18 protein-coding genes and 1 tRNA gene are annotated in these 20,066 nt (G+C 69.8%); 6 read left to right on the top strand and 13 right to left on the bottom strand.

Annotation, left to right across the window (positions count from 1 at the left end; all coding sequences use genetic code 11):
- Positions 1-8: 8 nt before the first annotated feature.
- The 3 genes from VFH59_RS06085 to VFH59_RS06095 form a co-directional block, all read right to left on the bottom strand.
- Complete coding sequence (locus VFH59_RS06085; protein WP_325163998.1) at positions 9-224, bottom strand: RNA-binding S4 domain-containing protein; 216 nt, start codon at positions 222-224, stop codon at positions 9-11.
- A 109-nt stretch (positions 225-333) separates the two neighbouring features.
- The gene (locus VFH59_RS06090) at positions 334-720 is read right to left on the bottom strand and encodes a PRC-barrel domain-containing protein (protein WP_325163999.1); all 387 of its coding nucleotides are present in this window, start codon (positions 718-720) and stop codon (positions 334-336) included.
- Between the two features lie 114 nt (positions 721-834).
- Entirely contained in the window at positions 835-1,662 is an 828-nt protein-coding gene (locus tag VFH59_RS06095; protein WP_325164000.1) for a DUF72 domain-containing protein, read from the bottom strand.
- 134 nt (positions 1,663-1,796) lie between these two features.
- On the opposite strand from VFH59_RS06095, the gene VFH59_RS06100 reads away from it, so the two are divergent.
- The 3 genes from VFH59_RS06100 to VFH59_RS06110 all read left to right on the top strand — a co-directional run bounded on the left by VFH59_RS06100 (position 1,797) and on the right by VFH59_RS06110 (position 6,218).
- Positions 1,797-2,783: a hypothetical protein gene (locus VFH59_RS06100; RefSeq protein ID WP_325164001.1), complete on the top strand. Its 987-nt coding sequence runs from the start codon at positions 1,797-1,799 to the stop codon at positions 2,781-2,783.
- A 73-nt stretch (positions 2,784-2,856) separates the two neighbouring features.
- On the top strand, positions 2,857-4,536 hold the full coding sequence (locus VFH59_RS06105) for a serine hydrolase (RefSeq protein WP_325164002.1): 1,680 nt from the start codon (positions 2,857-2,859) through the stop codon (positions 4,534-4,536).
- 50 nt (positions 4,537-4,586) lie between these two features.
- On the top strand, positions 4,587-6,218 hold the full coding sequence (locus VFH59_RS06110; protein ID WP_325164003.1) for an alpha/beta hydrolase-fold protein: 1,632 nt from the start codon (positions 4,587-4,589) through the stop codon (positions 6,216-6,218).
- 36 nt (positions 6,219-6,254) lie between these two features.
- Here VFH59_RS06110 and VFH59_RS06115 read toward each other — a convergent pair whose 3' ends face one another.
- The 3 genes from VFH59_RS06115 to VFH59_RS06125 all read right to left on the bottom strand — a co-directional run bounded on the left by VFH59_RS06115 (position 6,255) and on the right by VFH59_RS06125 (position 9,958).
- A complete protein-coding gene (locus tag VFH59_RS06115) occupies positions 6,255-6,671 on the bottom strand; it encodes a VOC family protein (protein ID WP_325164004.1) in 417 nt (138 codons plus the stop codon).
- A gap of 70 nt (positions 6,672-6,741) precedes the next feature.
- On the bottom strand, positions 6,742-7,557 hold the full coding sequence (locus tag VFH59_RS06120) for a helix-turn-helix domain-containing protein (protein ID WP_325164005.1): 816 nt from the start codon (positions 7,555-7,557) through the stop codon (positions 6,742-6,744).
- Positions 7,558-7,576: 19 nt separating this feature from the next.
- A complete protein-coding gene (locus VFH59_RS06125) occupies positions 7,577-9,958 on the bottom strand; it encodes a DUF3772 domain-containing protein (RefSeq protein ID WP_325164006.1) in 2,382 nt (793 codons plus the stop codon).
- A gap of 613 nt (positions 9,959-10,571) precedes the next feature.
- Here VFH59_RS06125 and VFH59_RS06130 point away from each other — a divergent pair.
- Positions 10,572-11,816, top strand: a complete 1,245-nt coding sequence (locus VFH59_RS06130; RefSeq protein ID WP_325164007.1) for an MFS transporter — start codon at positions 10,572-10,574, stop codon at positions 11,814-11,816.
- A 45-nt stretch (positions 11,817-11,861) separates the two neighbouring features.
- The gene (locus VFH59_RS06135) at positions 11,862-12,617 is read left to right on the top strand and encodes a Bax inhibitor-1/YccA family protein (protein ID WP_325164008.1); all 756 of its coding nucleotides are present in this window, start codon (positions 11,862-11,864) and stop codon (positions 12,615-12,617) included.
- 66 nt (positions 12,618-12,683) lie between these two features.
- Here the strand turns inward: VFH59_RS06135 and murB are convergent, their stop codons facing one another.
- From murB to VFH59_RS06170, 7 genes are all read right to left on the bottom strand, one after another.
- Positions 12,684-13,703, bottom strand: coding sequence for a UDP-N-acetylmuramate dehydrogenase (murB, locus tag VFH59_RS06140; protein WP_325164024.1), 1,020 nt, complete (start codon positions 13,701-13,703; stop codon positions 12,684-12,686).
- Positions 13,704-13,713: 10 nt separating this feature from the next.
- On the bottom strand, positions 13,714-14,751 hold the full coding sequence (locus VFH59_RS06145; RefSeq protein ID WP_325164009.1) for a quinone-dependent dihydroorotate dehydrogenase: 1,038 nt from the start codon (positions 14,749-14,751) through the stop codon (positions 13,714-13,716).
- A gap of 82 nt (positions 14,752-14,833) precedes the next feature.
- Positions 14,834-15,850: a DJ-1/PfpI family protein gene (locus VFH59_RS06150; protein WP_325164010.1), complete on the bottom strand. Its 1,017-nt coding sequence runs from the start codon at positions 15,848-15,850 to the stop codon at positions 14,834-14,836.
- An 84-nt stretch (positions 15,851-15,934) separates the two neighbouring features.
- On the bottom strand, positions 15,935-16,888 hold the full coding sequence (locus VFH59_RS06155; RefSeq protein WP_325164011.1) for a GlxA family transcriptional regulator: 954 nt from the start codon (positions 16,886-16,888) through the stop codon (positions 15,935-15,937).
- Between the two features lie 49 nt (positions 16,889-16,937).
- Positions 16,938-17,699, bottom strand: a complete 762-nt coding sequence (locus VFH59_RS06160; protein ID WP_325164012.1) for an SDR family NAD(P)-dependent oxidoreductase — start codon at positions 17,697-17,699, stop codon at positions 16,938-16,940.
- Positions 17,699-18,001 carry a DUF4190 domain-containing protein gene (locus VFH59_RS06165; protein ID WP_325164013.1) on the bottom strand — a complete coding sequence of 101 codons (303 nt, stop codon included), beginning with the start codon at positions 17,999-18,001 and terminating at the stop codon, positions 17,699-17,701. The genes VFH59_RS06160 and VFH59_RS06165 overlap by 1 nt, the downstream gene beginning before the upstream one ends.
- Before the next feature lie 245 nt (positions 18,002-18,246).
- The gene (locus VFH59_RS06170) at positions 18,247-19,782 is read right to left on the bottom strand and encodes an aldehyde dehydrogenase family protein (RefSeq protein WP_325164014.1); all 1,536 of its coding nucleotides are present in this window, start codon (positions 19,780-19,782) and stop codon (positions 18,247-18,249) included.
- A gap of 166 nt (positions 19,783-19,948) precedes the next feature.
- Here VFH59_RS06170 and VFH59_RS06175 point away from each other — a divergent pair.
- Positions 19,949-20,025, top strand: a tRNA-Arg gene (locus tag VFH59_RS06175).
- Positions 20,026-20,066: the final 41 nt, after the last annotated feature.

The raw sequence follows: 20,066 nt of genomic DNA on the forward strand, positions 1-20,066 counted from the left end.
GCTGGAGGTTATGCGAGCACCAGAATGCTGATCTCACCCAGCCGCACCGTCTGTCCCGCATGGATCTTGCAGGTCTTGCGCAGTTCGCGTTGTCCATCCACGTACACCGCGCCGCTGGCGACCAGCGCCTTGCCGGCGCCGCCGCTGTCGCACAGGCCGCTCAGCTTGAGCAGCTGGTTGAGCTCGACGTGGTCGCGGTCGAGATGGAAGGTGAGCTGGGGCATGGGCGGGCAGGGCTGGCTGGCGGGTGCCGCCGGTGCGGCAGTGTAGCGGGGCTGCAGATGCAGGCGAGGGCGCCGCACCTGCAGCGCCCTCGCCCGGATCACCGGCGCCTCAGTGGTAGTAGTTGCTGATGCGATTGGTGAAGGTGGTATCGGCGAAGTCGGGCCAGTTGTCCTTGTCGAAGCCGGGGGCGTCCTTCAGCCGATCCTTGGGAACGTCCAGCACCAGGCAGTGGTTCTCGGTGTCCAGCCGCATGGCGTTCCACGGCACGGCGAACAACTTGTCGCCCATGCCCATCCAGCCACCAAAGGAAAGCACGGCGTACTGGATGGTGCCGCTGGCGGTATCGATCATCAGGTCCTTGATCTCGCCCAGGTCCTCGCCCGTCGCGTTGCGCACGTTCTCGCCGTTCAAGGTGCTGGAGGCGAGCACTGTGCCGGCGCCCAGGCCTGCGCGGTTGGCGTTGGTGGTGTTGTAGCCGGTCGATTGGATGCTCATGGCGGAGTCTCCTGCGCGGTGGAAGAAGGCGTCGGCGATGCGACAGCCTCATCCTGCCCAAGTGGCCGTGATGCGCCGGGCAATCCTCTGTAAAGCACGTGCGGACGAGCGCAGCTATACAGGCCCGATGCGGGCCTGCAACGCCATGGCCGCGGCCGGATTGCGCTCCTTGGCGCTGCTGATGAAGAAGATGAACACCTCGCGCGGCGCGCCATCAGGCAGCACGGCGCCGGCGTGGGGCAGCTCGGCCAGGTCCTTGCCGCTGGCCCAGTCGCGCGCGCGTTCGGCCCACGTGTCCAGTGCGGCGGGCGGGTAGCCGGTCGGCTCGTCGGCGGCACTGCGCATGAGCCGGGCATAGACGAAGTCGCCGGTGAGATCGGCCAGCGACGGGTACTTGCTGGCATCGGTGAACACCGTCGGCACGCCGTGGTCGCGGGCCAGATCCACGTAGCGCTCGCTGAGGAAGCTGCGGTGGCGCACCTCCAGCACGTGGCGCAAGGGGCGACCGTTGAGTTCGCGCGGCAACGCGTCGAGGAAGCCCGCGATATCGTCCGCATCGAACGCCCGTGACGGCGCCATCTGCCAGTTGATCGGCCCGAGTCGCTCGCCCATCTCTTCCAGGCCGCCGAACACGAACGCGTCGATGCCCTTGCTGGCGCCGGCCAGACGTTTGCTCTCGACCACGTAGCGCGGCGCCTTCAGCGCGAAGACGAAATCCTCCGGCGTTTCGGCCGCCCATTTGGCGTAGGTGGCGGGCTTCTGCGCGCCGTAGAAGGTGCCGTTGATCTCGATCGCGCGCAGCTGGCGGCTGGCGTATTCCAGCTCGCGCCGCTGCACCAGGCCGGCCGGGTAGAAGTTGTTGCGCCAGGGCGCGAAGGTCCAGCCGCCGATGCCGGCGCGGATGCGGGAGGCGAGTGCGGGATCGGTGCGAACAGGCGACATGGCGGGCTCCGGCAGCGAGGGGCGCATCTTGGCATGCCGGCGCGTGCCTGCACGTGAGCGTGACTTGCGGCACGCGCCGGTGATCCACGGCGCGCGTATCTGTGCCCGTTCCTCACCCACACGTGGATCAAGACATGTCCCGAGCAAGCGGCCGTCTGCTGGCGGCCATGGTGGTTGCCAGCCTCCTTCCGTGCGCGATCCAGGCGGCGCCCGCGGTGCAACCGCAGGTCTTCGCGCCGGGCGTGATCTCCGGCCCGGCGGCGGAGGATTCGGCGGCGTTCACCCCCGATGGCCGCACCGTGTTCTTCGACCGCATCCGCTGGCCGAACGCGGCGATCCTGGTTTCGCACAGGACCGCCCACGGCTGGTCGGCGCCCACCATCGCGCCGTTCTCCGGGCGCTGGCTGGACCACGACCCGGCCATGGCGCCGGACGGCTCGTTCCTGGTCTTCAGCTCCAACCGGCCCGACCAGCCCGGCGGCAAGCCGCTGGATGCGGTGCTGGCCGGTGGCAAGGTGGCGGCCGGCTCGGGCGGGCATCTGTGGCGGGTGGATCGCAAGGGCGAGGGCTGGGGCGAGCCGGTGCGTCTGCCCGATGTGGTCAATGCCAGCAGCCGCACCTATGCACCGAGCGTGGCCGGCGACGGCAGCGTGTATTTCCAGCGGCCGGGTGCCGATGGCGATTTCCGGTTGTTCCGCTCGCAGTACCGCAATGGCCGCTACCAGGCGCCAGTCGAGGTCGCGTTGGGAGACAGCACCGCGCACAAGCTCGATCCGGCGGTGGCGCCGGATGAATCCTTCATCGTGTTCGACGCCAACTACGCCGGCAGGGATCAGCCGGACCGGCTCTACATCGCGTTTCGCCAGGGCAACGGCTGGGGCGCGCCGATCGACCTGGGCGACGAGGTCAACCGCGGCGCGCCCTGGGGCTCGCACCTGGGGCCGGACCACCGCACGCTGTACTTCTCCAGCCCGCGCGCCGTGCCGGTGCATTACCCGCGCAGCGCGGCGCAGGCGGCGCAGGACCTTGCGCGCATGAGCGCGTGGGACAACGGTCTGGACAACCTCTGGTCGATCCCGCTTTCGCCCTGGCTCGATGCGCACACCCGCCATGGCGGTTGACGCCCGCGCGGCAGGCTGGTCTTGCGCCGGCTTTGCCGCGATAGTGAAGCGGTTTCCATCGGCGGAGTCTTTGATGTCCCAGCGAATCCTCTTCCCGCGCCTGGCGGGCTGCTGTGCCTTGTTGCTGATCGCCACCAACGCCGTGGCGCAGAGCGCGCCGCAGCACCGGTTGCCGCCGCCGGTGTCGACCCACGACAGCGCGCGTCCGCTGCTGCCGGCGCAGCTGGCCGATTTCGGCGCCTACGTCGACAGCGCGCGCAAGACCTTCGACGTGCCCGGCATCGCGGTGGCGATCGTCAAGGACGGCCACGTGGTGATGGAGCAGGGCTTCGGTCTGCGCGAGATCGGCAAGAGCGACAAGGTCGATGCGCACACGCTGTTCGCGATCGCCTCCAACACCAAGGCGTTCACCGCGGCGGCGCTGCAGCAGTTGCAGGAGCAGGGCAAGCTGGACATGGACGATCGGGTGATCGATCACCTGCCGTGGTTCCGCATGTCCGATCCGTACGTGACGCACGAGATGCGCATCCGCGACCTGCTGGCGCATCGCAGTGGCCTGTCGCTCGGCGCCGGTGACCTGCTGTACTGGCCGCCGACCAGCTACACCACCAAGGAAGTGGTGCAGCGGCTGGCCAACGTGCCGATCAAGAACGGTTTCCGCTCCGGCTACGCCTACGACAACATCCTGTTTGCCGTGGCCACGCTGGTGATCGAGCAGGCTTCGGGCCAGAGCTACGCCGACTACGTGCGCACGCACATCTTCGGGCCGGTCGGCATGGACGAGTCGCTGATCGACAAGACCTATCTGAAGAGCGGCATGGACGTCGCCACCGGCCATGCCAAGGCGGACTTCAAGGCGCTCGAGCCGGTGCCGCCGATGGCCTGGCTCAATGACCCGGGCGCCGGCGGCATCTACTCCAGCGTGCACGACATGGCCAAGTGGATGAACGTGCAGCTGGCCGGCGGCGAGCTGCCGACCACCGGCGCCGACGGCAAGCCGCGTCGCCTGTTCTCGGAGAAGAGCCAGCACGACATGTGGTCGATGCTCACGCCCATCCGGATCAACAAGCCGCCGGTGCCGGAGCTCGCGCCGCTCACGCCCGGTTTCTTCGGCTACGGCGAGAGCTGGTTCCTGTCCGATTACCACGGCAGGAAGCTGGTCTGGCACACCGGCGGCTGGCCGGGCATGGTCACGCGCGTGACGCTGGTGCCGGAACTGAAGCTGGGCGTGGTGGTGCTGACCAACGCCGAGTCGGGTGCCGCCTTCAATGCGGTCACCTACCGTGCCCTCGATGCCTGGCTCAACCCGGGCACGAAGACCGACTGGGTCGCCGTCTACGACAAGGCGGTGAAGCACGCGCAGGCCAAGGCGGACGACAGCATGGCCAGGCACCAGGCGGCGCGCGACAGGCACAGCAAGCCCTCGCTGCCGCTGTCCGGTTACGCGGGTACCTATCGCGACCCCTGGTACGGCGACGTCATCGTCAGCCGCGAGGGCGGCAAGCTGCGCCTGCGCTTCAGCCACACGCCACAGCTGGTCGGCACCATGACGCCCTGGCAGCACGACACCTTCACCGTGCGCTGGGACGATCGCACGCTCAACGCCGATGCCTTCGTCACCTTTGCGCTGGACGAGGACGGCCACGTGCGCGAGGCGCGCATGGAGCCCATCTCGCCGCTGACCGACTTCAGCTTCGACTTCCAGGACCTGCGCCTGGCGCCGGTGAAGCACGACGCGGCATCGGAAGACTGACCACCACGGGGCCGGGCGACCGGCCCTTTTGACACGAGGGAGCGCATGCCATGTTGAACCCCGTCCGCAGCGCGCTGGCGCTGCTGTTCACCGGCCTGCTGGCCAGCGGCGCCTGCGCGCGCGAGGTGGCGCCGGCCGCGCACCAGTTCTTCCGGGTCAACCTGCCGGCCTCGGCCGGCCAACCGGCGACCGGGCGCTTGTTGCTCTTCGCCACCGAGGCGACGGCGGCCAGGGCCGCTGCCAAGGACGGCGAGGTCACCGAGGTCGAGAGCAGCCCGTTCGCGCCGAAGCAGACCGCGCTAGCCGCACGCGAGGTCGAGCACCTGGCGCCTGGCGCCGGGGTGCTGCTGGACGCCGACGACCAGGCGTTTCCGTCCGGGTTCTCCCGGCTGCCGCCCGGCGACTATCTCGTGCAGGCCGTGCTGGACACGCAGCACGACTACAACTACCACGGCCGCAACGGTGGCGATCTGGTGAGCCCGGTGGTGGAGGTGCACCTGCCCAGCACTGCGCCACCGGCGCTGGCGCTCGCCCGGACCCTGCCCACGCCCGCGCTGTGGGACCTCCCCACGCGCTACATGAGCGACACGACGAAGAAGCACCTGGCGCAGGCGCGCAAGCAGGTGCGATCCATCGATTTCGTCAGCCCCGCGCTGAGCGCCTTCTGGGGCCGGCCGATCCACATGCGCGGCTGGGTGGTCCTGCCGCCGGGTTACGAGGCATCGGGCAAGGCCACGTATCCCGCGGTCTACCAGACGCACGGCTTCGGCGGCGACCTGCACACCCAGGCCGGGACCGCGGCGATGGTGTTCGGCGCGATGCAGGAGAAGCAGCTGCCGCCGATGATCTGGGTGGTGCTCGACGAGTCCGGCGCCACCGGCACCCACGAGTTCGCCGACTCGGTGAACAACGGTCCGTGGGGCCGGGCGCTGACCACCGAGCTGATCCCCGCCCTGGAAAGGGAGTACCGCATGGATGCGCGCTCCTCCGGTCGCTTCCTCACCGGCCACTCCTCGGGCGGCTGGGCCACGCTGTGGCTGCAGACGCGCTATCCAAAGGTCTTCGGCGGCACCTGGTCGACCTCACCCGACCCGAGCGACTTCCACGACTTCACCGGTGTGGACCTGTACGCCCCGCACGCCAACGTCTACCACCGGGCCGATGGCACGCCGTACCCGCTGGTGCGCGACAAGGGCAAGGTGCTGGCGACCTACGAGACCTTCGCGCGGATGGAGCGTGTGCTGGGACCGTACGGCGGGCAGATGGCCTCGTTCGACTGGGTGTTCTCGCCGCGCGGTGCGGATGGCCGCCCGATGCCGATGTTCGACCGCGCCACGGGCGACGTCGACCCGGCGGTGGTCGCCTACTGGGGCGAGCACTACGACATTGCGCGGCGGGTGAAGGAGCACTGGTCCGAGCTGAAGCCGGACCTGGATGGCAAGGTGCACCTGGTCGTCGGTACGGCCGACACGTTCTACCTCGACGGCGCCGCGCACAGGCTCAAGGCCGTGCTGGACGGGCTGGGCGCGAAGTCCGACTTCCGCTTCCTGCCCGGTCGCACGCACATGGACCTCTACACGCAGGGCAAGGACCACCAGGGCCTGCTCAAGCAGATGGCGTGGGAGATGTACGCCGTGGCGCGGCCCGAATCGAAGCTCAAGCGCGTGGCCATCGCACCGTAGCGGCCTTTGCTCCCTCTCCCCGCCGGGGAGAGGGAGCTATCCGGCCCAGGGGTCGTAACTGCCGAACCACCACAGGTGCCCCTCCGGGTCACGGCAACCGTACCCCGCGCCGCCGTACTCCTTCTCCGCATACTCGTCCACGATTTCCGCGCCGGCCGCCTTGGCCCGCTCGTAGTGCGCACGGCAATCGGCCACCGTGACGCAGGCGCACTGGGTCTCGCGTCCATCGAGCGCATCGGGCTGGGCGAGCAGCCGGCCGAACCCGTCCTCGCGCACGCTGCCGAGCATCAACATGCCGCCGCCATAGACCAGCTGGGCGTGGGCCACGCCGCCCTGGTCGTCGTCGTAGACCGCATGTTTTTCGAAACCGAATGCCTCGCACAGCCAGTCGATCATCCGGTGGGCATCGCGGTAGCGCAGGCAGGGAATGATGGTGCTGGGTCCTGGGTTCATCGCGGTTCTCCGGTCGGGAGCCATCAATCTAGGTCGCCATGCCGTGGCGGTCTTGTAGATTTCCGCAGGCTCAATCGAGCGGCAGGTGGTTGGGGTAGGGGCCTCGCCGCGCCATGAATGCGCTTGGCGTGATGCCCGCGAAGCGGCGGAATTCATGCGCGAGGTGGGCCTGGTCGCAGTAGCCGCCGTCGGCCGCCACGCCTGCCCAGTCCACCTGCGGCTGGCCGTATACCCGGGTCACCACGGCGCGGAAGCGCAGCAGCCGCGCGTACTGTTTGGGGCCGTAGCCGACCTGCCGGCGGAACAGGCGCGCCAGCCGCCGCTCGGAGACCCCGCTCTCGCGCAGGAGCGAGCCGATGCGCGCTGCCTGCGGCGTCCGCTCCAGCCAGGCCAGCGCGTGGGCCACGCAGGCTTCGAGCCGCGGCATGCGCAGGCGCTCGTGCAGCCAGCGTTCCAGCAGCATCAGCCGCTCGCCCGCTTCCGCGGTTTCCAGCAGGCGCTGGCGCAACGCACCGGCGTGGCCACCGAACAGGCCGGCCAGGTCCACGTCGCGCTCCGCGATCGCCGCCATGTCCTCGCCGGTCAGCGCGCCGGCGCCACCCGGACGGAACACGACGCCCATCACGCGGATCTGCTCGGCCGTATCGATGATCTGGCTGCAAAGCCGGGGGCCTCCCAGCACGCTGCCCGGGGAGGCCAGGCAGCGTCGTTCGGCGTCGTCCGTGTAGACGCGCGTCTGGTCCTCGAACAGGTTGATGATGAGCTGCGCGCCGGGTTGGGGCAGCACGCGCTCGTAACGGTGCGGGGCGGGCGGCATGCACCAGTCCCACAGTTTTTCGACCAGGGTGTCGAGCGGTGGGCCGGGCAGGCGCTGGTGGAGGGCCATGGCAACCGTCCCCCGTCGATCAGCCCGTCTCGCCCGGATCAGGCAGGCGCTGGATGCGCATGTCCTGCGGGCGGATCAGCGACAGCCCGTCGCGGCGCAACTGCTCCAGGATTGCCAGCAACAGGTCGCTGCGCACCCCGCCGACCTCGCGCGGACTGGGCACGTAGCCGGTGCCGACGAAGTGGATGCCGAACGTATCCACATGCGCCAGCTGCACGCTGGGCGCGGGAGTTTCCAGCACCGTGGGATGGCCGAGGAAGGCCTCCAGGATGATTTCCCGCGCGCGCCTGGCGTTGGTGTCCAGCGGCATCGGCAGCTTGATCTGCACGCGTCCCTGGGCGTTGGCCAGGGTCACGTTGCGCACGTTCTGGGTGATCAGCTGCGAGTTCGGCACGATCACCGTGGAGCGGTCCCACAACTGGATCTCCGTGGCACGCACATTGATCCGGCGGATGTCGCCCTCGACGTCCGCCAGACTGACCCAGTCGCCGACCTTCACCGGTCGCTCGGCGAGCAGGATCAGGCCGGAAATGAAGTTCTGCACGATCGCCTGCAGGCCGAAGCCGATGCCCACCGACAACGCGCTGGCGATCCAGGCGATGCTTTGCAGGCTCACGTTGAGCGCGGCCAGCGCCAACGCGAACACCAGCACGCCACCGACGTAGCCGAGCAGGGTGACCACCGAATTCTGCATGCCCGGCTCGAGCGTTGTCTTGGGCAGCAGCTGGTCGCCCAGCCAGCGCTTGAGCACGCGCACCGCGAGGAGCCCGAGCACGAACACCGCCAGCGCCTCGAACACCGTGCCGGGATCGATGGTGAGCTGGCCGAGCGTGAGGTTGCCGAAGCGCTGGCCCATCCGTGCTGCCAGTTCCTGCGGGTCGGTGCCGAATGGGGCAAGCAGCGCACCGATCGCCAGCAGCAGGATCAGCACGCGGCTGACGCCCGACAGCACGGTGGCCGCCTGTTCCAGGGTGCGCGGCGGGAACCCGAAGGCGGCCTGCAGCCGCTGCCCGCTGCGGCCATCCGGAGCCAGCAGGCTGGCGATCAGGTCGTGCACCAGGTGCAGCAGCAGGTAGAGCGCGCCGATCAGCACACCGATCCACAGCATCTGGGTGGCGATGAAGAAGGCCAGCGCGATGTAGCCCAGTGCCACCGCGACCCAGCTCAGCACCACGCCCAGTGCGGCGGCGCCGGCAAGCAGTCCGACCCACAGCGGCCGCTGCGCCGGCGCGGTGCCGGCGGCGAGCAGGGCGCGCCGGGCCTGGCCCAGACGCAGCAGCGCGGCGCCGACCAGGCCGCTGACCACCAGCGCGATCAGTCCGCGCGTGGCCACGGTCGCCGGCAGGCTTGCACCGATCGCGCTGTTGATCCGCTCCACCACGCCGAGCAGCAGGGTCGCCGCTGCCAGCAGGCCGGGGAACAGGCGCAGCCGGCGGGCCGCCGTGTTGGACAGCGTCGGCAGGCGCCACGAGGGGTGCCTGACCGAAAGCAGCGCCCGCCCCAGTCCGGCGACGAAGGCGGCGAAGTACACGCGCCGCACCAGCGAGCGTGCCAGCTCATCCAGGTCCGGATCGAGCCGGTCGTTCCATCCCAGCCCCATGCGGGCCAGTTGCGCGGCCAGGCCGAACACCAGCACGGCACCCAACGCCACGCCGGCCGCCATCGCGCTGCGGCGAAGGTGGCTGTTGGGCGTCGCGCGCATGGTGAGGAAAATCAGCGCGCGCTCCAGCAGCAGGCGCCCGGCCACGAGCAGCAGTGCCGCGCCCAGGCAAAGCAGGAGCGGCAGGCGGTCTGGCGACTGCCATGCGTCGGTCCAGGTAGCGGCGAGGTCGGCCCTGAGGCGCTTCAGGCGCGCCAGGTCACCGGGCAGCGAACGCGCCGGTTCGGCCCAGAATGCGCCGCCGAGCGGCGAGGCGGTACGCGAGGCGAGTTGCGCCTGGAACTGGTCGCGGCGGCGACCCGAGATCTGGTTGGCCAGCTGCATGCCTTCCTCGCCGAGCAGCTGCGCCTGCTTGATATGCGCGTCCAGATCCGCCTTGGCCTTGTCCAGCTGGCGGCGCTGTGCGGCCACTTCGGCCGCTTCGGGCGGCGCGCCCTTGGCGGGCGCGGGGCCGAGCACGGCCAGCCGCGCGTCGAGGCTGTCCATCTGCGGTGCCAGCGTCGTGGCCAATTGCCCGGCCTGGTCCTGCACGGCCAGGGCGGCGGTGCGCAGGTCGGCCAGGGTGCGGTCGTCCGGCTTGTCCTTCAGCGTGGACTTGATCGTATCGAGCTGGCCGCGCAGGTCATCGAGCACCTGTGCAGGGGCGACCGCAGGCGGGGTGGTGGCGGGTGCGTCCTGTGCATGGAGCGCCGGGAGAGCGGCCAGCAGCAGGCACAGCAGAAGGCTTCGCAGGAACGGCATCCGGCCATCATCCGGTCGGGCCCGGGGGCGGTCAATCGGCTTGGCCGCATCCGGAGCGGCCGCGACGAATGGCGCTCGAACAAAGCCTTGCCCGCCGTTTCACGGGCCGCTGCGCAGCATGGCATCCCGATCAGCAGGGGGGCATCGCATGGCCACAAGGGCAGTTTCCAGGTGCGCGGGGAAGGCGGCGCAGGTCGCCCCCGGCGCGCCCGACCACGCGCACCGGGAGACCAACGGCCGGCTCGCGCGGGGCGCTGGACGAGGCGCGCTGCCGGCGATGCGCGCCTCGGTCCGCCGGCGTGGCGCGGCGTGTGTGGGCGACGGTCGGCGACCCGCCCGCAAGGGCAAGCGGCCCAGGCGCGCCCCCGGGCTGGGGGGACGCCTGGCTGCCGCGATCCGCGTCGGCCGGTTGCGGGCCAGCCGCGCGGCCGAAGAGTTCGGCCTGCGCCGCTAGCCCGCTTCCACCCTTCGCGGCCACGGCGGGGAGCAGGCAGGGAAAGCTCGCATGGCCGCCCGGAAATCTGCCGCAGCCCGGTATACGAGCGACCGCTTCGGGTTCTAGAGTGCGCACCGCGGCCAGCAGGCCGCGCTTCCCCCTTTGGACCGCAGCCCCATGCAGATCCGCGTCGAACCCGCGCCCGCCGCCTTGCCGGCGGAGCCTGGCACCGCCTTTGCCGTGCTTGGTGCGATCAGCTTCTCGCACCTGCTCAACGACATGATCCAGTCGCTGATCGTAGCGATCTATCCCATCCTCAAGAGCGGCTTCGCACTGAGTTTCGGACAGATCGGACTGATCACCCTCACGTACCAGCTGACCGCTTCGCTGCTGCAGCCATTGGTGGGCGTGGCGACCGACCGGCGGCCGATGCCGTACTCGCTGCCGGTGGGCATGGGCTTCACCCTGTGCGGCCTGCTGCTGCTCGCCACGGCGCCGAACTTCGGCGTGCTGCTGGTCGCCGCCGCGCTGGTGGGCACCGGCTCGTCGGTGTTCCATCCCGAATCCTCGCGGGTGGCGCGGATGGCTTCCGGCGGGCGGCATGGACTGGCGCAGTCGCTGTTCCAGGTCGGCGGCAATACCGGCGCCTCGCTGGGCCCGCTGCTGGCGGCCTGGATCATCGTGCCGCACGGGCGCGGCAGCGTGGCCTGGTTCTCGCTCGCGGCGCTGCTGGCGATCGCCGTGCTGCTGAAGGTCAGTGCCTGGTACCGGCTCCATCACGCCAGCCGCAACGGCGCGCGCCGGCACCACGCGCGGGTGACGCCCTCGCGCAACCGCGTGGTGCTGTCGCTGCTGATCCTGGGCCTGCTGATCTTCTCCAAGTATTTCTACCTGGCCAGCCTGTCCAGCTATTACACGTTCTACCTGATCCACCGCTTTGGCGTGTCGGTGCAGAGCGCGCAGACCCACCTGTTCGTTTTCCTGCTCGCGGTGGCGGCCGGCTCGCTGATCGGCGGGCCGGTGGGTGACCGCATCGGGCGCAAGTGGGTGATCTGGATCTCGATCCTGGGTGTGGCGCCGTTCTCGCTGCTGCTGCCGCACGCCAGCCTGTTCTGGACCGGCGTGCTGAGCGTGGTGATCGGCTTGGTGCTGTCCTCGGCGTTCTCGGCGATCCTGGTCTATGCGCAGGAACTGCTGCCCGGGCGCGTGGGCATGGTCTCGGGCCTGTTCTTCGGCTTCGCCTTCGGCATGGGCGGCATCGGCGCGGCGGTACTGGGCCAGCTCGCCGACGCGCACGGCATCGAGTACGTCTACCGGCTGTGCGCGTTCCTGCCGCTGATGGGGCTGATCACGGTGTTCCTGCCGGAACTGGATCGGCCACGCCGACGGGAGGGGCAGCGCGGGGGACTCCTGGCGCGCTAGCATGGCGGCTCCGCGCCAGGCGCGATCACACGAACGAGGGAATCCATGCGCTCCAGCAACCCGGTACTGCGCGAGAACACCTTCCAGGGCCTGTTCGCCGAAGGCGACCGCATGACGCTGAACGGCACCGTGGCCAAGACCGGCCTGCTGCTCCTGCTGGCGGTGGTCACCGGCGGCTGGACCTGGCAACGGTTCGACACGCTGGCCGCGGCCGGCGACGTCGCCGGTGCCTTCGCCGCCATTGCGCCGTTCATGTGGGGCGGGCTGATCGCCGGCTTCGTGCTGGCGCTGGCGAGCGCTTTCCTGCGCCAGTGGTCGGGCATCACCGCGCCGCTGTATGCGATCGCCGAGGGCTTCGCACTCGGCGGCATCTCGGCTTTCATGGAGCTGCGCTACCACGGCATCGTCCTGCAGGCGGTGATGCTGACCGCGGGCGTGCTGGCGGTGATGCTGGTGCTTTACCGCACGCGGGTGATCAAGGTCACCGACCGCTTCCGCACGGGCGTGGTGGCGGCGACCGGCGCGATCGTGTTGCTGTACCTGGTGGACATCGGGTTGCGTGCGTTCACCAGCATCCAGGTGCCTTTCATCCACGAGTCCGGCCTGCTCGGCATCGGTTTCAGCCTGCTCGTGGTCGGCCTGGCGGCACTCAATCTGGCGCTGGACTTCGATCTGATCGAGCGCGGCACGCAGGCCGGCGCGCCGAAGTACATGGAGTGGTACGGCGCCTTTGCGCTGATGGTCACGCTGGTGTGGCTGTACATGGAGATCCTGCGTCTGCTTTCGAAATCGCGCCGGTAACCGGCCCGACGGAGCAGCAAGAAGGCCACGCACTGCGTGGCCTTCCTGTTTTTCGGCAGGCGCGCCTCAGACCACTACCGGTTCCGGCTCCAGTCGCACGCCGAACTTCGCCTCGACCCCCGCGATCACCTGTTGCGCGAGCGCCCAGAGCTCGGCGCCGCCGGCCCGGCCGTGGTTGACCAGCACCAGAGCGTGGCGGTTGGAGATGCCGGCATCGCCCTCGCGATGGCCCTTGAAGCCGGCGGCCTCGATCAGCCAGGCGGCGGAGAGCTTCCAGCGACCGTCGCTGCCGGGCCAGGCGACCAGCCCGGGATGCTGGCGCTGGAGCGACTCGCCCTGCGCCGCCTCGACGATCGGGTTCTTGAAGAAACTGCCGGCGTTCCCGATCACGGCCGGGTCGGGCAATTTGCGGGTGCGCAGGTGCACGACCGCTTCGGCGACGTGGAAGGGGGCCGGCTTCTCCACGCCCATGCGCGCCAGCTCCTCGCGGATGCCGGCGTAGTCCAGGCGCAGCGCGCGCGTGCGGGGCAGGGCGAAGCGCACGGCGGTGACGATGTAGCGACCCGGCTCGCGCTTGAACAGCGAGTTGCGGTAGGCAAAGGCGCACGATGCGTTGTCCAGCGAGACCACGCGGTCCTGGGCGAGGTCCCAGGCCTCCACGCTCTCGATGAACTCGGCCACCTCGGTGCCGTAGGCGCCGATGTTCTGGATCGGCGCGGCGCCGACCGTGCCGGGGATCAGGATCAGATTCTCCAGGCCCGCGAAGCCCTGGCCGAGGGTCCAGCGCACGAAGTCGTCCCAGCGCTCGCCGGCGGCCACCGCGATGCGCGCCACCTCGCCGTCCTGCTCGACCTGCACGCCGCGGGTGGCCATCGCGATCACGGTGCCGTCGAAGTCGCCGGTGAGCAGCAAGTTGCTGCCTTCGCCCAGCACCAGCAGCGCCCCATCGCGCACGGCGGGGAAATCGAGCAGCTCGGGCAGCCTGGCGGCATCGCGGATCTCGGCCAGCAGCCGCGCGCGTGCGGCCACGCGCAGCGTGTTGCGCGCGACCAGCGGCGCGTTCTCGATCAGCGTGTAGCCGCCCATGTCGATGCGCTCAGCCAGCATGGGCCGCTCCACGCTGGCGCCGGATCTCCTCGACGCACTCGCCGATGAGCGGCGGTCCGCGGAAGACCAGGCCCGAGTAGACCTGCACCAGGTTGGCGCCGGCCTCGAGCTTCTCGGCCGCATCGTTGCCCTCGAGGATGCCGCCGACACCGACGAGCGGGATCTCCGGCCCCAGCCGTGCACGCATGCCGCGCAGCACCTTGGTGGACCGGCCGAACAGCGGCCTGCCGGAGAGCCCGCCGGCCTCCTGTCCGTGCGGATCGCCGGCAACCGCGCTGTGATCGATGGTGGTGTTGGTGCAGATCACGCCGTCGATGCCGGTAGCGCGCACCACCTCGGCGATGCCGTCCAACTCGGACTCGCCGAGGTCGGGGGCGATCTTCAGCAGCATCGGCTTGCGTGCGCCGGACTGGCTGCCCAGCCGCTCCTGCGCCTCGCGCAACGTCTCGATGAAGCGCCGCAACGTGACTTCTTCCTGCAGGTCGCGCAGGCCCTGGGTGTTGGGCGAGGAGATGTTGACGGTGACGTAGCTGGCGTGGGCGTAAACGCGCTCCAGGCAGAACAGGTAGTCCTCCACCGCGCGCTCGTTGGGGGTGTCCTTGTTCCGGCCGATGTTGATGCCCAGCACGCCGCGGAAGCTGGAAGCCCCGACATTGCGCACCAGCGCATCGACACCGTCGTTGTTGAAGCCCATCCGGTTGATGATGGCCTCGTGATCCGGCAACCGGAACATGCGCGGGCGTGGGTTGCCCGCTTGCGGGCGCGGCGTGACGGTGCCGATCTCGACGAAGCCGAAGCCGAGCGCGCCGAGTTCGTCCAGATGGTCGCCGTTCTTGTCCAGGCCAGCGGCCAGGCCGACGGGGTTGGGAAAGCGCAGCCCGAACGCGGTGACCGGCAGGTCCGCCACGGGCGCGGCGACGAAGCGCTGCAGGTGGCTGCGGTGCGCCACGCCCAGGCCATACAGGGTGAGCCGGTGCGCCGTCTCGGGGTCGAGCGCGAACAGCAGCGGGCGCAGGATGTCGTACATGGCGGCTCGTCGTGGGGCGAGCCGCGATTGTATCAGCGAGGCCGGCGGGCGCCGGCGTTCCCGGCGCGGGCTGGTCGCGGGATCAGTCGGCGGCGCGCTGCTGGGTCAGGGTCAACGCCTGCGAGTGGCCATCACGGCGGAAGGTGCCCGTCACCGACTTGCCATCGGTCGCCATGTGTCCGGCGAACGTCGCGGCGTGGCCGGGCAGGGCGATGCTCAGCTGCGCCTCCTTGCCCTTGCCGACGAGCGAGGCGGGCGCATCGGCGATGTGTTCGGACGGGATGTCGAAGGTGAACGTGGGGCTGGCGCCGTAGGTCACCTGGTGCAGAACCACCTCGGTCCGTCCATCGAGCCTGCCGCTCCAGTCCTGGCGTGTCACCGGCAAGGCCAGCGGCGAGATGCCCGCGTTGGTCTTCCAGCCGGTGCCCAGGTATTCCATGAAATCGGCGGTCTGCTGGGCGACGTCCCGGCCGAACCGCTGGTCGACGAGGTGCAATGCCAGGTCGACGCCGGAAGTCAGCCCGCCGGCGGTGAAGGTGGTGGGATCGGCCTGCACGTAACGCACCTGCTTGACCAGCGTCACCGCCGGGAAGTCGCGCGTGAGATTGCCGAAGTACCAGTGGTGCGTGGTGGCCCGCTTGCCGTCCAGCAGGCCCGCCCTGGCCAGCTCGAATGCACCGGTGCAGACGGACATGACGGTGATGTGCCGGGCATGGATGCGCTTGAGCCAGGCCTCCAGTTCCGGGCCGCCCATCTGCGCCGGCACCACGACGATGTCCGGTACCGGCGCGTGGTCGAAATCGTAGTCCGGGGTGAGGGTCAGGCGGGCCTGCTTGCCACCGGCGCTGGCAAGCGGCCGGGTATCGGAGGAGACGGTATACAACGTGTACGGCGCGACCTCCGCCCCGTCGACGCCCTTCACCGAGGTGTCCGCGAAGACCTCCCAGGGGCCGGCGATGTCCATCACGTTGACGTGCCGGCTGATCGCGAAGGCGACCTTGATCATCCCTGGGTGTGGCGGCGCGTCGGTGGGCGCAGGGCCTGCCAGGGCGAGTGCAGGCAGCAGCGCCAGGGCGGCAAGACGTAACGGGTGCTTCATGGGGGTCCCTCCTGTCGGCTGCGTGCAGTGTGCCGATGGCGGTGCCTGCGCGCGGGACGGAAGTCCGACGAATCCGGCCAGGCTTCAGCTGGAGAAACGTTCGCGGTACTGCTGGGGCGTGGCGCCATAGCGTGCGCGGAACGCCCGCCGGAACGCGTCGGAGCTTCGAAAGCCCACGCCCGCCGCAATCCGCTCGATCGACGCGCGGCTGCCGGTCAGCCGCAGGCACGCCTGCTCCAGGCGGAGCCGCTCCACGAAGCGGGCGGGGGTCATCCCGAAGACGGCCACGAACGTGCGCCGGAAATGGCGCGTGCTCATGGCCGCCTGATCGGCCAGGCGCTCGACCGTCAGCTCGCCATGCAGGTGGGCGAGCATCCACTCGACCAGCGAACCCATGCGGCCGTTGCCCTGCACCTGTGCGGCCAGCGGCGCGGAGAACTGCGCCTGGTTGCCGGGTCGTTTGACGTACATCACCAGGTGCCGTGCCACCTCCAGTGCGGCCGGTGCGCCGAGATCCTCCTCGATCAGCGCGAGGGCGAGGTCGAGGCCGGCGGTCAGTCCACCGGAGGTCGCGAACGGCCCGTCGCGCAGGAACAGCCGGTCCGCTTCGACCCGCAGGCCGGGGTAGCGCCGCGCAATGTCGTCGGCGAACCGCCAGTGGGTGGTCACGCGGCGGCCGTGCAGCAGGCCGCTGGCCGCGAGCACGTACAGGCCGGTACATACGGAGACGATGCGGCGGGTGCGTGTCGCCCGTTCGCACAGCCAGTGCTGCAGCCGGGCGTCGGCATCGACCACGCGGCTGCCGGTCCCGCCCGGGATGAGCAGGGTGTCGAGCGGCAGCGCGTCTTCGAGCGTGTGCGTGGGCAGCACGGCCAGGCCGTTCTCCGCGTGCGCGGCGCCGGGGTGGAGCCCGATGGTGCACAACGCATAGGGCGGTGCCCCCGGCGCGAGCGCGTTGGCGGCGCCGAAGACGTCCAGCGGCCCGGCCAGGTCGAGCGCCTGCATGCCGTCATAGGCCAGCAGGCCGACGGTGATCATGGGGCGTGCGTCCGTTGCATCGTCCGGTTTCCGGTCGCGCCGGTGCGCGTCAGCCGAGCAGGCCCTGGCCGCCGTCGACACACAGCGTCTGGCCGGTGATCCAGCTGGCGTAAGGCGAGGCGAGGAACAAGGCGGCCCGGGCGACCTCCTCCGGTCGCCCGTAGCGCCCGAAAGGAATCTTCGCCAGCGTGGCCGCGTACAGCGCCGGCTCCTCGCGCCGGCGGCGGTCCCACAGGCCGTCGGGAAATTCGATCGAGCCCGGGGCAATGGCGTTGACACGAATGCGCTGCCCGGCCAGCGCCAGCGCCTGGGAGGTCGTGTACTGGCTGAGCGCGGCCTTCACGGCGGCATAGGGTGCGCCGTGGCGGCGCGGATGGAAGGCGGCGATGGAACTGGTGTGCAGGATCGAGGCGTGCGGGGAGGCACCCAGATGGGGCAGGGCGGCGCGCGAGGCGCGCACGGCGGCCATCAGGTCGACTTCGAAGCCGCGCACCCAGCTCTCGTCGTCGTCGCTGAAGCCGTAGCCGCTGGCGTTGTTGACCAGCACGTCGATGCCGCCCAGTGCCGTGGCGGCGCTTTCGACGTAGGTGGCGATGGCACGCGCATCGGCGAGGTCGCAGCGGGCCGCATGCGTGGGATGGCCGAAGGCGGCCAGTTCCTTTCGTGCCGCTTCCAGTGCCGCTTCGCCGCGGGCGCAGATCGATACCGCCGCACCGGCCTGCGCAAAGGCCAGCGCCATGCTGTGGCCGATCCCCTTGCTGCCGCCGGCGACCAGCACGCGGTAGCCGGTGAAGTCGAAGGCGCCGGGCATCAGTGGAAGAACGACGAGCCGAACCCGATCGAAAGGCCGAGCACGATCGCGGCGATGGCGAACATCAGCACGATCAGGCCGAAAGCCAGCTGCACGTAGCCCAGCACCAGGCCGATGACCGCCAGGCCATCGCCCTCCAGCCGGCCTGGCGCGCGGCGGATCTCGCCCCGGGCGAGGTGGCCGAAGATGACCGCCACGATGGCACCGAGCACGGGCAGCACGCACCAGGACGCGATGCCGAAAATGAGGCTGACCACGGCCATGGCGCTGGTGGTGGGATGGGCGGGAGGCGTTGCGTTCATGGCGTCATTCCTCGCGGTGCGTCGGTTGGGAGACGGGAATCGCCGTCCCGGTGTTGATTCCGCGCGAGCGGGATCGAAGGCGATTCTGGCACTGGCGCAGGAGGAATGGTGGTCGCAGTCGCGCTTGTCTGCTGCGGCCCTCGTTGCCCTCGCGCCCGAACGACGACGGTGCCGCGGAACCTTGGGCGGGAGGCACCCGCCCAAGGGCCTCTCCCCCGGCTGGGCCGGGGGAGAGGCTTAGCGGTTTACACCGTGAACTTGATGCCCTGCGCCAGCGGCAGCGCGTCGGAGTAGTTGATGGTGTTGGTCTGGCGGCGCATATAGGCCTTCCACGCGTCGGAGCCCGACTCGCGGCCGCCGCCGGTTTCCTTCTCGCCGCCGAATGCACCGCCGATCTCGGCGCCGGAGGTGCCGATATTGACGTTGGCGATGCCGCAATCCGAGCCGGCCGACGACAGGAACTGCTCGGCCGCGCGCAGGTTGTTGGTGAAGATCGCCGAAGACAGGCCCTGCGGCACGTCGTTCTGCATCTCGATGGCCTCGTCCAGCGTCTTGAACGGCATCACGTACAGGATCGGCGCGAAGGTCTCGGTCTGCACCACCTCGTCGGAGTTCTTCACCCCGGTGATGATGGTCGGCAGCACGAAGTTGCCCTTGCGGTCGGTCAGCGCGGCGCCGCCGGTGCGCACGGTGCCGCCGGCGGCCTTGGCCTTCTCGATCGCGGCCAGGTAGCCCTGCACGGCCTCCGGGCTGTTGAGCGGGCCCATCAGGGTGGTGGCCAGGGTCGGGTCGCCGATCTTGCCCTCGACCTGCTTGTACGCGCCGACCAGGGTATCGAGCACGTTGTCGAAGATCGACTCGTGCACGAACAGGCGGCGGGTGGTGGTGCAGCGCTGGCCGGCGGTGCCGACGGCGCCGAACACGATGCCGGGGATGGCCAGCTTCAGGTCGGCTGTCTCATCCAGGATGATCGCGTTGTTGCCACCCAGCTCCAGCAGCGAGCGGCCCATGCGGCGCGCCACGCGCTCGCCGACCTGGCGGCCGACCTTGGTGGAGCCGGTGAAGCTGATCAGCGGGATGCGCTTGTCATCCACGAATGCCTGCGAGAGCTCGGTGCCGGCGTCGTTGAACAGGAAGAAGATGTCGGGGAAGCCTGCGTCCTTCAGCGCCTCGTTGCAGATCTTCATGGTGGCGATCGCCGAGAGCGGCGTCTTGGGCGAGGGCTTCCAGATGGAAATGTCGCCACAGGCGGCGGCCAGCATGGCGTTCCACGCCCACACCGCGACCGGGAAGTTGAACGCGCTGATGATGCCAACCAGGCCCAGCGGCTGGTACTGCTCGTACATGCGGTGGCCCGGGCGCTCCGAGTGCATGGTGTAACCGTGGAGCATGCGGCTCTGGCCAACGGCGAAATCGGCGATGTCGATCATCTCCTGCACTTCGCCGTCGCCCTCGGGCTTGATCTTGCCCATCTCGAGCGCGACCAGGCTCCCAAGCGCGTCCTTGTGCTTGCGCAGCGCCTCGCCACACAGGCGCACGGCCTCGCCACGCCGCGGCGCCGGGGTGGTGCGCCAGACCTTGAAGGCTTCCTGCGCGCGCTTGACGATCGTCTCGTAGTCGGCCGCGCTGGAGGCGTGCACCGAGGCGATCACCTCGCCGGTAGCCGGGTTCTTCGGCTGCAGCGTGCCGGCGTCCGTGGTCTTCGACCACTCGCCGTTGCCGAGGTAGGTGCCGGACTGCGACTCGCCCAGGCCGAGCGCCTTGAGAATATCGTGGGACATGCGTGACTCCTTGTGGTCGGGCACCTTGCGGCACCGGACTATTGCGAAACGACCATTCTAGCAGGGTGGTCCGGGGGCTTCCTTTGCGGCTCTGCCGCAGGTGGGTCCTGCACGGATCGCCCGGAGAATCGCGCCGGCGGCGCATCCATGCCAAAATCCGCGCCTCGCCCCCGTAGCTCAGCTGGATAGAGCGTCCCCCTCCTAAGGGGAAGGTCGTACGTTCGAATCGTATCGGGGGCGCCATTCCAAGGCCGGCACTGCCGGCCTTTTTCTTGCGTCAACGC

This window comes from Frateuria sp. (genome assembly GCF_035695185.1).
GTDB lineage: Bacteria > Pseudomonadota > Gammaproteobacteria > Xanthomonadales > Rhodanobacteraceae > Frateuria_A.